This is a genomic window from Ferriphaselus amnicola (assembly GCF_000974685.2).
In the GTDB taxonomy this organism is placed as follows: Bacteria; Pseudomonadota; Gammaproteobacteria; order Burkholderiales; family Gallionellaceae; genus Ferriphaselus; species Ferriphaselus amnicola.
The window spans coordinates 2,249,077-2,262,339 of sequence record NZ_AP018738.1; the positions used below are offsets into that span (position 1 = coordinate 2,249,077).

Genomic DNA, 13,263 nt, shown 5'->3' on the forward strand with positions numbered 1-13,263 from the left:
ATGACATTTCAGAAGCGAGTGAAGCCGTGGATGACCGTGTGCTTCGGAGAACAAATTTCGAACGACGTAGATGAGCGCAACCATCGTTTTTTGGAAGAGGCGCTGGAGCTTGTTCAGTCCACCGGCTGCACACAAAGCGAGGCACACCAGCTTGTGGACTACGTCTTTGGTGGGCCGGTAGGCGATCCAGTGCAAGAAGTCGGCGGCGTGATGGTGACGCTCGCGGCGTTGTGCTTGGCGCAACAAATGGACATGCACGACGCGGGCGAATGCGAGTTGGCGAGAATTTGGACGAAGGTGGAGCAGATTCGGGAAAAGCAGGCGGCAAAACCACGCCATAGCCCGCTACCAGCATAGCAAGTATGAGCGGCTTTCAATTCGACCAAGCGATTGAGTTCTATCGCAACAAGATCAAGCTTCCAACGTCAGGCTGGACGGACATCTGGCAAGAGCAGCACAGTCACGCCTTTGTTGTGGCCGGTGCCGCTCATGATGCCTTGGTCGAAGACTTCTACAACGCCATCCAAAAAGCCAAGTGGGAAGGCGGCGGCTACGATGAATTCCGCACCCGCTTCGATGAGATCGTCGCCAAGCATGGCTGGGCGCACAACGGTGCACCCGGCTGGCGCAGCAAGATCATCTACGACACTAACATCACGCAGGCGTACAACGCTGGGCGTTATCAGCAGATGGTGTCGCTCAAGGAATTCCGCCCTTACTGGCGCTACCGGCACACCAGCATCGAGCACCCGCGACTGGAGCATAAGTCTTGGGATGGATTGACCCTTCCCGCTGATGATCCGTGGTTCGGTGTGCACATGCCGCAAAACGGATGGGGCTGCAAATGCAGGGTAGATTCGTTAACCCGCACTGAGGCCAAGCAGGTCTGGGAGCAGGCCGGTAAGTCCGGGCCGGATACCGCACCACCCATCGAATGGGAAGAGCGTGTGGTCGGCAAGAACGGCAGCAACCCGCGCACGGTGCGCGTTCCCAAGGGAATTGATCCGGGCTTCGCCTATAACCCCGGCAAGGCATGGCTGGAGCCGCATACCGTGCCGCCGCTGCAAGGATACGATGCAGTACTGAAGGAGCGTGGTACGCCGTGGCCAACTGGATTCAAATCACCAGCGCCACTTAAGCCAACCACCATCCCAGCGGACGTAATTCTTCCGGCAGGAACGGCACCGGAAATGGCGGTGGCCGACTTTCTCGACATCTTCGGAGCAAACATGGAAACGGGGTCAGTTTTCACTGATGCAGTAGGTGTTTCCATCGCAATCACCAAGGCGCTGTTCCATGATGGAACGGGAGAATTTAAATGGCTGGCAAAGCCGGAAAAGATTGAACGCCTGCGCTACGTGAACATGCTAGCCATGACGCTGATCGAGCCAGACGAAATCTGGTGGGCATGGGAAGAGGATCGAGCCTGGTCGAACGACAACCCTGATAAGCCGAAGCGCTGGAGATTAAAGCGACGTTACTTGCGGGCCTTCGAGGTAGAAGGAACGGGGGAGTATGGAATTACGGTTTTTGAATGGGGGCATACCGGCTGGACTGGCTCAACCACATTCATGGCTGAACCGAGCAGCGATAAGGCGCGCCTGAAGTACTTCGATAAGCAGCGGATCGGACGTTTGGTATTCAAAAAATAAAAACGCGACCTCCTGCAAGGTCGCGTCTGTGGTTTTGATTGGGTCTGGTGATGTCAGGCACCCGTTCTTCTATCGCCACAAGGAGTCACCATAATATGCAATTAGAATTAAATTTTCAAGTAAATCACCTTGTCCGTGCGCTGACCGCAGCACGACAGGCCATATCCCATCCACAAGAGTTGCTCGGAAGCGTGGGTGAATCATTATTGCGTGTGAACCGAGAGCGTCACAATGCTGGACTGGCTCCGGATGGCTCGAAGTGGAAAGAGTTGTCGCCCATGACGCTTATGGAAAAGCGTAAGGGTGGGCCACTGAATAAAACGGGGCGCATGCTTCAAAGTTTCAATTACCAAGCAACTGGCGATATTTTGGTGCTTGGTTTCGACGGTGCAACTGAGTCAATGCGAGCCGCCTGGCACCATTCGGGAACCCAGCCTTATACAATTTCCCCAAAAAAATCCAAGGCACTTAAATTTGGTGGGATGTATCGGAAGCGGGTAAATCATCCAGGGCTTCCATCTCGGCGTTTGGTAGGGCTTCCTGTGTCGGATCGTCAGCTGATTGCTGATGTCACTCACGATTATCTGACGGTGATATTAAATCGCGTTCGATGATGTATTAAATGGCATTTGAAGTGGGATTATTTCCGTATTCATTCTGGTAATTTCTCCATAATTCCTCCCGAATATCTCCCACTTTTACCCCAAAACTGTCCAGAAATCAGATTTTTTCTGTTTTGGTGTTATCTCTAGTATTTACGCGGCTTTCGTGGCTTTTTTTGTCCTCTCTATCCATCCAGTTTCCACCCCCTCCCTACTCTTCCTCATAAACTCGTCCGATCTGCTTCGCAGCCACGGACTCAAACATATTCGTCAGAATTCCCTGACCAGCCTCCTCTGCTCGGTGGCGGATGAGGGGAGAAAACCAAACCCAGTTGTAGGGTGGGCAACTCGTTGCCCACCCATTGGTTTTGGCTACGCCAAAAAACGTGCGCGCAGCGCACACAAAAGCAACGTGCTTTTCCCCTGTGCGCCGCCGAGTAGCGGAAAACGGTCAGGGGCTTTCGGCGAGGACTGTCTGAGCGCAAAGCGCGAGTTCCGCAGCCGCCTGACCGTTTGAGCAACGCAGGGAACCTGAAGGGCGGCAAACCGGGGGCGGCTTCTTTCGGTTCCCTTTCTTGCCAGACAAGAAAGGGAACTTGCTGCCGGGCAACCCCCGGCGGTTTTAACCATGCGGCGCAATAACGATTGCGCCCTACCTAGCTGCCTACCGGGCCGGTTGAAGGGTGCATGCCTCAACGAATGATCTCCCAAGAAGGGTTGGGTTTACCTTCTTATAAATTTCACCGCCCCCCCATGATCTTTGGAGTGAAAGACAGCCAAGCCTGGCTAAATTCGCGAGCGCCAATTTGATTTCATCGGAGGGTACAGGCAAATCATCTTCTCTCCCATCGTCCTTGCCGATACGAACTTCAACAGGCAACCATCCAATTTCCACGCCCTCATGACTCACTCTCTCGAACGGTAGAGAATAAACCTTCATCAATATCTCAGCTTCCAATGGGGTAATTTGGTTGAGAATGTCGATATAGGCACGCTGTAGAATGATTGAGCTATCGAGGTTGGCTGCATTTACCAATGCTGAGCCCAAAGATCTTGGAGGCGCTCATCATCTTCCAGTGAGGCAGCCTCGAATAAAGGAACTGCAAGTTTGAGAGGGATTGCGCGATTAGGACGAGTCAGGCCGATTTGTTCAGACAGTTTTGCAGCTCGATGCATCAACTTGACTTGATTTTCCCAGCGCATGTATTTGAGTTTGTCTTCAACTATCCCGAATCCTTGCTCTATAGAACCGGCAATATATCGAGAAATAAATTCGCCAAACTGTTGTCCGGCATCAATGGCTTTACCAGTTGTTTTGGCAACTTCTTGAACAGCCTTTGCTGTTTCCGACACAGGGTCTTCGCTCATAGCCTTAGACCAATTAACGAATCTTCATCGTCCCACACACCACATCCCCATTCTGCCCCCGATTCCTCAGCGCATGATCCATCAACACCAACGCCACCATCGCCTCAGCGATCGGCGTGGCGCGTATCCCCACGCACGGGTCGTGCCGTCCTTCGGTGGAGACTTCCACCGCTTCGCCTGCCTTGTTGATGCTGTGGCGCGGCAGGCGAATGCTCGAAGTCGGCTTAATCGCATAGTGCGCCACGATGTCCTGCCCGGTCGAAATACCGCCCAAGATGCCGCCGGCGTTGTTGCTCAAGAATCCGTCAGGAGTGAGTTCGTCGCCGTGCTGGCTGCCGCGCTGGGTGACGCAGTCGAAGCCTGCGCCGATCTCCACGCCCTTGACCGCGTTGATGCCCATCAGCGCGTGGGCGATGTCGGCATCTAATCTATCGAACACCGGCTCGCCCCAGCCGACGGGTACGCCGCTGGCGACGACTCCGAGCTTGGCGCCGATGGAGTCGCCGGACTTGCGTAGCGCGTCCATATAATCTTCCAGCGCGGGTACGACGCTGGCATTGGGGGCGAAGAAGGCGTTGTTGGGCACGTCATCCCAGCTTTGGAACGGGACGTCTAGCTCGCCTAACTGCGCCAGATAGCCGCGCACGGTGACGCCGAAGCGTTCGTTCAGCCACTTTTTGGCGATAGCTCCAGCGGCCACGCGCGCTGCGGTTTCGCGCGCCGAAGAACGCCCGCCGCCGCGATAGTCGCGGATGCCGTATTTCTGCCAGTAGGTGTAGTCGGCGTGACCGGGACGAAAGGATTCAGCGATCGTCCCGTAGTCCTTGCTACGCTGGTCTTCGTTGCGGATCAGCAGCGCGATGGGCGTGCCGGTGGTCTTGCCTTCGAACACGCCGGAGAGGATCTCCACGGTGTCGGATTCACGGCGTTGGGTGACATGGCGCGAGGTGCCCGGCTTGCGGCGATCAAGGTCAGGCTGGATGTCAGCGACGCTGAGCGCCATCCCCGGCGGACAGCCATCGACGATGCAGCCGATGGCTGCGCCGTGGGATTCGCCAAAAGAGGTAACGGTGAACAGGGTTCCGAAGGTGTTTCCAGACATGGCGCGATCTCGCAGAAAGTTTCGCCGAATTTTATCATAGGCTCACCGTGCGAAAATTCGTCATTCCCCCGTCAGTGGCAAGCCGAATGTGGCGGCATCAGACAGAAAAAATCCCGCCGAAGCGGGATTTTCTTGTGCAGCGATCAAACGAAGCTAGCTTACTTGCCGCTCTCTTCCTTGATCTGCCAACCGTCAGCCGTCTTCACCATCACCATGGTCTTACGGCTGACTTGGTTCAGGGAGCTCGACTTATAGGTCTGTTTGAACGTCACCCGAGCATGGGTGCCGTCAGTTTGCGTCACCGTTACATCATCCACATTTACATGGATGAATTTCGGCTTGCTGATTCGATCTTCGCGCGCCGACTCCCACGTTGCACGTGGAACTCCACCGGGCACTGTGAAATCCTTGGCATAGAACGACAGATACTTATCCGCATCCTTAGCTGACCAAGCCGTCGCCCAACCACGCAAAGCGTTGACTGGCGATGAGTCGTCAGCCGAACCGGCTACGGGCTTGCGCGAACGGCTACCGGGCAGCACAGGCATGGACGGACGAATCGCCGAGGTACTACCCACATTGCTCGCATCTTGTTTAGGTGCAAGAGCAGCGGTGGGTGCTCTAACCACGGAGGTAGGAGCCGGTGCTGGGCTGACTGGCTTAACTGGCACAGATGCAGCTGGCATAGCTGCCACCGCCTCAGGAGCCGATGCCGCCTTACCTGCGTTTTCTTCCTTGATGAGCCACGCATCGCCCGACTTGACCAAGGTCAGAGTCTTGCTGCTGACTTCACTCAGGGTGCTGGACAGGTAAGTCTGCTTGAAGGTCACCGTCGCATGAGTGCTGTCAATCATTGTGACCTTGGCATTATCCACACCGACCTTGATGAACTTCGGCTTGCTGATACGTTGTTGGCGAGCCGACTCCCACGAAACGCGCGATGCACCGCCGGGAGTAGCGAAATCCTTGGCATAGAACGACAGGTACTTCTTCGCATCCTTGCTCGACCACGCAGCAGCCCAATCATTCACAGCACCGAGTACCGCAGCGTTGCCATCAGCTGCCACAGGCTTGGCCACAGCAGCAGGCGCTGCGACGACAACTGGTTTAGTCTGGATTGCTGCGACGGGGGCTGCTGGCTTTTCAGCGACAGGCGCAGCCGCCTTGATCGACGGAGCTGGGGTAGCGGCTTTACTTTGAACCGTAGCCGCAGGAGCTGGAGCGGCAGGCTTGCTAACCACGACCGCAGGAACCTCCACAGGTTTAGCCGGCGCTGTGGCGACAACGACTGGCGCAGGCTTTGCCACGACAGGGGTCGGTGCAACAGGAGCCGGTTTGGCCACAACAGTCGGAGCAGCCTTCGGTGCATCAGGATGAGAGCCGGTTACAACCTGCCACAACGATGGCGCTGAAGGTGTCGCAGCAGGCTTGGCTGGTGCAGTTGCCGCCACTGGCTTGGGGAGCGTCTCGGGTGAGGTCACTTTGGTTGGTGCGACAGCGGCGGCCTCCACAGGTTTCGCTGGAGTTGCAACCACAGGCGCTTTTTGCACCACAACAGGGCTCGACGCGGCAGGAGCAGACTTGACAGCTGCCGTCGGGGAAACCGCCGGCGCATCGGGATGTGAACCTACCAAAACCTGCCAGAACGACGTCGAAGCAGGTGCAACGGCGGGTTTAGCTGGTGCTGGTACTGCCGCCGGCTTAGGCGACGCTTCGGGCGAGGTCACTTTGCTAGGTGCAACAACTGCAGGAGCTGGAGCTGTCGGCTTAGCGACGACCACGGGCTCTACAGGCTTAGCTACAGGTAATGCCACAACAGGAGCGACTGGAGCAGCAGCAACGACCGCCGGCTGGGGTGCTTCCGGCTTGGCAGCCGCTACAGCAGCAGGCGCGAGCGATGGTGCCGCAGTAGCGGGTTTGCTGCTAGTCATTGACTTAGTTTGCTCGCGCTTATCTTTGGCTTTAGCATTACCGCGATCAGCATCGGTCGCATAACCATAGGATGTGCTGGCCATCTTGACATGCAAATCGCCCAGATTCTCGTGGGCGATCGCGTAATTCGGCTTCAGACGGATCGCCGTCTCAAACTCGATCTTGGCTTTCTCATACTGCCCTAGACTGGCATGCAGTACGCCAAGGTTGTTGTATGGCTCAGCGATATTTGGGTGATCGCTGATGACCGACTGGAAGATGGTGATGGCATCATTGGTACGCCCTTGCTGGGTATAGATCACCGCCTTCAGATAGCGCGCCTGCATATCTTTAGGGTCTTTCGCCAGCAGCGCATTCACTTTCTCCAGTGCTTGGGTCTGTTTCCCCTGCTTGAATAATAGATTGGCATCCTGAATGTCGCCTGCCCCAACAGGCAGACTAAGGCAAAGTAGCATCGCACTGACTGCGGCGCGCTGATTGAAGTGTCTCGGCATATTCATCTTGATTTGTTTTTTATGATTTTGGTTCACATCTGGCCTTGATAATCTTTCGGCCACCCTGAGCTTTGGCACGCGCTACACACTTTCAGTAGCCACTCCCCTTGCTTTGTCAGGAAAGTGGCTCGGATTTTCGGGTAAAATCGCCCACGTTTCAATACATATTTTTGATAAGTGCATGAATAGCCTTACGCCAGCGCCGATTTCCCACTTTATTCGTAACATCATCGAGGCCGACCTCGCTAGCGGCAAGCATTCTGCCATCGTCACGCGCTTCCCGCCCGAGCCGAACGGTTACCTGCATGTCGGACATGCCAAGTCCATTTGCCTGAATTTCGGCTTAGCTAGAGACTTTAGCGGCGCGTGCAACCTGCGCTTCGACGACACCAATCCTGAAAAGGAAAGTGAAGAATATGCGCTTTCGATTCAGGATGATGTGCGCTGGCTTGGCTTCACGTGGAATGGCGAAGTTCGCTGGGCATCCGATTATTTCGACGCACTGTACGCATTCGCCGTTGAGCTCATCAACAAGGGCTTGGCCTATGTGGACGATCTGACGCCGGAGCAGATGCGCGAATATCGCGGCACGCTAAAAGAGCCGGGGCGCAACAGCCCGAATCGCGACCGCTCCGTAGCAGAGAACCTCGACCTATTCACCCGTATGAAGAACGGCGAGTTCGCCGACGGCGCGATGGTGCTGCGCGCCAAGATCGACATGGCCTCGCCCAACATCAACCTGCGCGACCCCGCCATCTACCGCATCCGCCGTGCCCACCACATCCGCACCGGCGACAAGTGGTGCATCTACCCGATGTACGACTATACCCATTGCATCTCCGACGCACTGGAAGGCATCACCCATTCCATCTGTACGTTGGAGTTCGAAGACCATCGACCGCTGTACGACTGGGTACTCGACAACATCACCATCCCTTGCCACCCACGCCAGTACGAGTTCTCGCGGCTTGAGTTGCAATACACCATCACCAGCAAGCGCAAGCTGCTGCAACTGGTGAACGAGAAAAAAGTGAGTGGCTGGGATGATCCGCGCATGCCGACGATTTCGGGCATGCGCCGTCGCGGCTACACGCCAGAGGGCATACGCGAGTTCGCCAAACGCATCGGCGTATCCAAGAGTGCCAACAACGTGGATCTGGCGGTGCTGGAAGGCGCGATCCGCGAAGACCTGGAACTGCGCGCGCCGCGCGTGATGGCCATCATCAATCCGCTCAAAGTCACGATCACCAATGCTGACGGCGCGCAGACGCGCGCAGCGGACTTCCACCCCAACGTGCCGGAACTCGGCAACCGCGTGGTACCGTTCTCCAGCGAGCTGTTCATCGAAGCGGACGACTTCGCCGAGGTGCCGCCACCCGGCTGGAAGCGGTTGACGCTGGGCGGCGAGATCCGTCTGCGCCACAGCTACGTGATGCGCTGCGACGAAGCGGTGAAAGATGCGTCCGGCAAGGTCATCGAACTCAAGTGCAGCATTGATCCTGACACGCTGGGGCAGAACCCGGTCGGCCGCAAGGTCAAGGGCGTGATCCACTTCCTGTCCCGCGCCCACGCACTGCCCGCCGAGATCCGGCTGTATGATCGCTTGTTCACCGTGTCCGAGCCGGACGGCGACAAGGAGCAAAGTTTCCTCGACTTCATCAATCCAGATTCGCTCAACGTGGTACAAGGTTGGGTAGAGGCCGCCGTGAAGGATGCCGCCCCCGAGACACGTTACCAGTTCGAACGCCTCGGCTACTTCGTGACCGACCGTCGCGACCACCAACCCAGTGGCAAACTGGTATTCAACCGCACGGTGACGTTGCGGGACGGCTGGACCAAGAGCTGAAAGGCTAAAGGAGGAATCATGTACAAACGAATTCTGGTGGCAGTGGATGGCAACCCGGTTTCACGCTCGCTGGATGAGGCGATCATGCTTGCAAAAGCTGGCAACGCGACACTGCTGCTGTTGAACGTCAGCGTGATCGACCCCGTTCTGCTGTGGAACGAGGAGAATTGGATGGTGCCCGGCTTCACGCCAGGCGAAGGTGAGCTGATCCATAGCGCCGAAGTGTTAACCAAGGTGCAGGAAAAAGTACAGCAAGCTGGCGTGACTTCCGAAATCAAGCAGGTCGAAGATGCCGGCCAGAACTTGGGCGTAATCATCGCTGAACAAGCAGAAGTGTGGGAAGCCGACCTGATCGTCGCCGGCACGCATGGCCGCAAAGGTGTGGACCGACTGCTGATGGGTAGCGTCGCTGAGAACATCGTGCGCAATGCTACCGTTCCAGTACTACTGATACGCGGCAATCAGGACTAATGCCACAGGCGCGAGTAAACATCGCTGGATGATGCTGGCCGCCCAGACCGGGAGTACATATGAGTGACCTGATCGTTGAATCGGACGACAACAAGAATCAATCACTGAAGACGCTCACGCTAATCGTTTACGTGCTGTATGCGCTTTCGTACTTCACCGGCCTCACGGCCATCGTCGGCATCATCATCAACTACGTGAAGAAAGACGACGTCGCAGGCACCTGGCTGGAAAGCCACTTCCGCTGGCAGATACGCACCTTTTGGTTCGGCCTGCTGTGGGCGGTGATCGGTGGCGCGACCCTCATCATCGGGATTGGCTTTGCCGTGCTGTTCGCCAATTTCTGCTGGATCATCTATCGCATCGTAAAAGGTTGGCTCAACCTGAACGACAACAAACCCATGACATTCTGATTCACCCATGCTGAAAATCCATAACACCCTTACTCGCGACAAGCAGGAATTCACCCCCATCGAGCCAGGAAAAGTGCGCATGTACGTGTGCGGCATGACGGTGTATGACTTTTGTCATCTCGGCCACGCCCGCGTGATGGTGGTGTTCGACATGGTGAACCGCTGGCTGAAAGCCTCCGGCTATGACGTGACCTATGTGCGCAACATCACCGACATCGACGACAAGATCATCAAGCGCGCAGCCGAGAAAGGCGAAACCATACGCCAACTGACCCAGCGCTTCATCGATGAGATGCATCAGGATGCCGATGCGCTGGGCGTACAACGCCCCGACCATGAGCCGCGCGCCACCGAGTATGTGGCGCAGATGCTGGCGATGATCGAGCAACTGGAGCAGAACGGCCTCGCTTATCAAGCCGCCGACGGCGACGTGAATTATGCCGTGCGCAAGTTCGAGGGCTACGGCAAGTTATCCGGCAAATCGCTGGAAGACCTGCGCGCCGGTGAGCGCGTCGAAGTCGCCTCCAGCAAGAATGACCCGCTCGATTTTGTGCTGTGGAAAAGCGCGAAAGAGAGCGAAGCCAACGAGGTGAAGTGGGATTCCAAATGGGGCAAAGGCCGCCCCGGTTGGCACATCGAGTGTTCGGCGATGGGTTCCGAGCTACTCGGCAAGCAGTTCGACATCCACGGCGGCGGCGCAGACTTGCAGTTCCCGCACCACGAGAACGAGATCGCGCAAAGCGAAGGCGCACACCAGTGCCAGTACGTGAACTACTGGATGCACAACGGCTTTGTCCGGGTGGACAACGAAAAGATGTCCAAATCACTAGGCAACTTTTTCACCATCCGCGACGTGCTGAAGAAATACGATGCCGAGGTGGTGCGCTTCTTCATCCTGCGTGCTCATTACCGCAGCCCGCTGAATTATTCCGACGCGCATCTGGACGATGCCAAGGGTGCGTTGACGCGGCTCTACACCGCACTGAAGTTACTCCCTCCGGGGGAGGGTTGGGGTGGGGGAGAAGTTGATTGGAACGAACCCCACGCCCAGCGTTTCCGCGCCGCGATGGACGACGATTTCAATACACCGGAAGCGGTCGCGGTACTGTTCGATCTGGCGAACGAAGTGAATCGCAGCCATTCGACCGAAGCGGCTGCGCAACTCAAAGCATTGGGTGGTGTGCTGGGGCTGCTTGAGCGCGACCCACAGTTCTTTTTGCAAAGACGACAAAGTGCTGTCGTTCACGTTGTCGGCGTGAGTGCACCGGTTCAGCTCGGGCAGGTAATAGCCCAAGGTTATTCTGAGACTCAAATTGATAGTCGTATCGAAGCCCGCGCCGCCGCCAAGAAAGCCAAAAACTTCGCCGAAGCCGACCGCATCCGCAAGGAGCTACTGGCAGCGGGTATCGTACTGGAAGACACGCCGCAAGGAACCACTTGGCGGCGCGCTTGATTCACCGCGCGTTACACCTGCTCCTGCTGTTGCAATGCCCACATCTGCGCGTAGCGTCCTTGCGCAGCTAACAACTCGCGGTGACTACCGCGCTCGATCACACGCCCTTGATCCATCACCAGAATCTGCTCAGCCTCGACCACGGTGGACAGCCGATGGGCGATGATGAGCGTGGTGCGATCACGGGCAATGGCACGCAGCTCATCTTGGATCGCCCTTTCAGAATGTGAATCCAGCGCCGAGGTCGCTTCGTCGAAGATCAGGATGGCGGGGTCTTTCAGGATGGCGCGAGCGATGGCGACGCGCTGCTTCTCGCCACCGGAGAGTTTCAACCCGCGCTCGCCCACGACCGTGTCGTAGCCTTGTGGCAACGCACCGATGAAATCGTGGATGTGCGCAGAACGCGCCGCCGCGATCACTTCGTCGCGCGTAGCATCAGGGCGACCATAGGCGATGTTGTAAAAGATGCTGTCATTGAACAACACGGTATCCTGCGGCACGATGCCGATGGCGGCACGCAGGCTTTGTTGCGTGACATGGCGCAAATCCTGCCCATTGATAAAAATACCGCCTGCCGTCACATCATAGAAACGAAACAGCAAGCGCGACAAGGTTGACTTACCCGCCCCGCTCGCCCCGACCACCGCGACCGTATGTCCGGCAGGAATATCAAAGCTCACGTCGAATAGGATCTGCCGCTCGGGATCGTAGCCGAAGCTGACGTGCTGAAAACTCACCGCAGCATTCCCCACCGCCAGCGTTGGCGCTCCCGCTGCATCCTGAATCTCGCGGTTCTCATCCAGCAGACGGAACATCTTCTCCATGTCGGCCAGTGCATTCTTGATCTCGCGGTAAACAAAACCGAGGAAGTGCAGCGGCATATAGAGTTGCAACATGAACACGTTGACCAGCACCAGATCGCCCACCGTCATCCGCCCCTGACTGACATCGTTCGCCGCCATCAGCATCAACAGGGTGACGCCAATGCCGATGATGAAGCTCTGCCCTGCATTCAGCGAGGCCAGCGACACTTTGTCACGCACCGCTGCCGTTTCCCAGCTGGCCATCTGGCGATCGTAGCGCTCAGACTCATAGCGTTCGTTGCCAAAATACTTCACTGTCTCGTAGTTAAGCAGGCTATCGATGGCGCGAGTATTGGCCTGCGAATCCAGCTCGTTCATGGTGCGCCGCAGGTTCATGCGCCAGCCTGCCACCTTGACCGTGAACACGACATAGATCACCAGCGTGATGAATGTGATCGCGGCATACCAAGGCGAATACTTGTTCAGCAAGATGATCGCCACCAGGAAGATTTCAAGAAAGGTGGGCAAGATATTGAACAGCAGGAACGTCAGCAGGAAGCTGATGCCGCGCGTACCGCGCTCGATGTCGCGTGACACGCCGCCAGTCTGCCGCTCCAAATGGAAGCGCAGGCTTAAGGCATGCAAGTGCTCGAACACTTGCAGCGCCACACGGCGGATGGCGCGCTGCGTCACCTTGGCGAAGATGGCATCGCGGAGTTCACCGAACAGGGTGCTGGACAAACGCAATGCGCCATAACCCACGATCAGCGCCACCGGCACCAGCAGCAAGGCCTTGCTTACGCTCATCGCATCGACGATCTCTTTCAGTGCCAGTGGCACCATCACGTTCGCCAGTTTGGCCATCACCAGCAAGATCACCACCGCCACCAAACGCCCACGGAACTCCGTCAGATACGGGAACATGGTGCGGATGGTTTGCCAGTCGCTACGTGGCGGTTGAACTTCAGGAGCGTGCAGATAAGACGACATGGATATACATTTGAGGATTCGGTGACCCATTATACGGGAAGCCCTCAGCGCCTCGACGCATGGATAGAATCTGCGTTGGGCAAAAAAAGGGCGTCCAAGAGGGAGAGGACGCCCGAGCACAGGAGGAGAAATAGAAAGCA

The 13,263-nt window shown here is 56.7% G+C and carries 12 protein-coding genes; 7 read left to right on the top strand and 5 right to left on the bottom strand.

Annotation, left to right across the window (positions count from 1 at the left end; genetic code table 11):
* The 3 genes from OYT1_RS11280 to OYT1_RS11290 all read left to right on the top strand — a co-directional run bounded on the left by OYT1_RS11280 (position 1) and on the right by OYT1_RS11290 (position 2,266).
* Positions 1–357 carry a hypothetical protein gene (locus tag OYT1_RS11280; RefSeq protein WP_062626730.1) on the top strand — a complete coding sequence of 119 codons (357 nt, stop codon included), beginning with the start codon at positions 1–3 and terminating at the stop codon, positions 355–357.
* A gap of 5 nt (positions 358–362) precedes the next feature.
* On the top strand, positions 363–1,652 hold the full coding sequence (locus tag OYT1_RS11285; protein ID WP_062626729.1) for a PBECR2 nuclease fold domain-containing protein: 1,290 nt from the start codon (positions 363–365) through the stop codon (positions 1,650–1,652).
* A 95-nt stretch (positions 1,653–1,747) separates the two neighbouring features.
* On the top strand, positions 1,748–2,266 hold the full coding sequence (locus OYT1_RS11290; protein ID WP_084611987.1) for a phage virion morphogenesis protein: 519 nt from the start codon (positions 1,748–1,750) through the stop codon (positions 2,264–2,266).
* 652 nt (positions 2,267–2,918) lie between these two features.
* Here the strand turns inward: OYT1_RS11290 and OYT1_RS14105 are convergent.
* The 4 genes from OYT1_RS14105 to OYT1_RS11310 form a co-directional block, all read right to left on the bottom strand.
* Positions 2,919–3,302, bottom strand: coding sequence for an Abi-alpha family protein (locus OYT1_RS14105; protein WP_408608771.1), 384 nt, complete (start codon positions 3,300–3,302; stop codon positions 2,919–2,921).
* Positions 3,284–3,622, bottom strand: a complete 339-nt coding sequence (locus tag OYT1_RS11300; RefSeq protein WP_062626727.1) for a hypothetical protein — start codon at positions 3,620–3,622, stop codon at positions 3,284–3,286. The genes OYT1_RS14105 and OYT1_RS11300 overlap by 19 nt, the downstream gene beginning before the upstream one ends.
* A gap of 13 nt (positions 3,623–3,635) precedes the next feature.
* A complete protein-coding gene (gene aroC, locus OYT1_RS11305) occupies positions 3,636–4,724 on the bottom strand; it encodes a chorismate synthase (RefSeq protein ID WP_062626726.1) in 1,089 nt (362 codons plus the stop codon).
* A 158-nt stretch (positions 4,725–4,882) separates the two neighbouring features.
* Positions 4,883–7,150: a L,D-transpeptidase Cds6 family protein gene (locus OYT1_RS11310; RefSeq protein ID WP_232013178.1), complete on the bottom strand. Its 2,268-nt coding sequence runs from the start codon at positions 7,148–7,150 to the stop codon at positions 4,883–4,885.
* A gap of 181 nt (positions 7,151–7,331) precedes the next feature.
* Between OYT1_RS11310 and OYT1_RS11315 the strand changes: the two genes are divergently transcribed.
* From OYT1_RS11315 to cysS, 4 genes are read left to right on the top strand one after another with little or no spacing between them, the layout of a single operon-like run.
* Positions 7,332–8,996, top strand: a complete 1,665-nt coding sequence (locus OYT1_RS11315) for a glutamine--tRNA ligase/YqeY domain fusion protein (protein ID WP_062626724.1) — start codon at positions 7,332–7,334, stop codon at positions 8,994–8,996.
* An 18-nt stretch (positions 8,997–9,014) separates the two neighbouring features.
* Complete coding sequence (locus OYT1_RS11320) at positions 9,015–9,467, top strand: universal stress protein (protein ID WP_062626723.1); 453 nt, start codon at positions 9,015–9,017, stop codon at positions 9,465–9,467.
* A 59-nt stretch (positions 9,468–9,526) separates the two neighbouring features.
* A complete protein-coding gene (locus OYT1_RS11325; protein ID WP_062626722.1) occupies positions 9,527–9,877 on the top strand; it encodes a DUF4870 family protein in 351 nt (116 codons plus the stop codon).
* Positions 9,878–9,884: 7 nt separating this feature from the next.
* Positions 9,885–11,330, top strand: a complete 1,446-nt coding sequence (cysS, locus tag OYT1_RS11330) for a cysteine--tRNA ligase (protein ID WP_062626721.1) — start codon at positions 9,885–9,887, stop codon at positions 11,328–11,330.
* Positions 11,331–11,341: 11 nt separating this feature from the next.
* On the opposite strand, the gene OYT1_RS11335 is transcribed toward cysS, so the two are convergent.
* On the bottom strand, positions 11,342–13,123 hold the full coding sequence (locus OYT1_RS11335; protein WP_062626720.1) for an ABCB family ABC transporter ATP-binding protein/permease: 1,782 nt from the start codon (positions 13,121–13,123) through the stop codon (positions 11,342–11,344).
* Between the last annotated feature and the right edge of the window lie 140 nt (positions 13,124–13,263).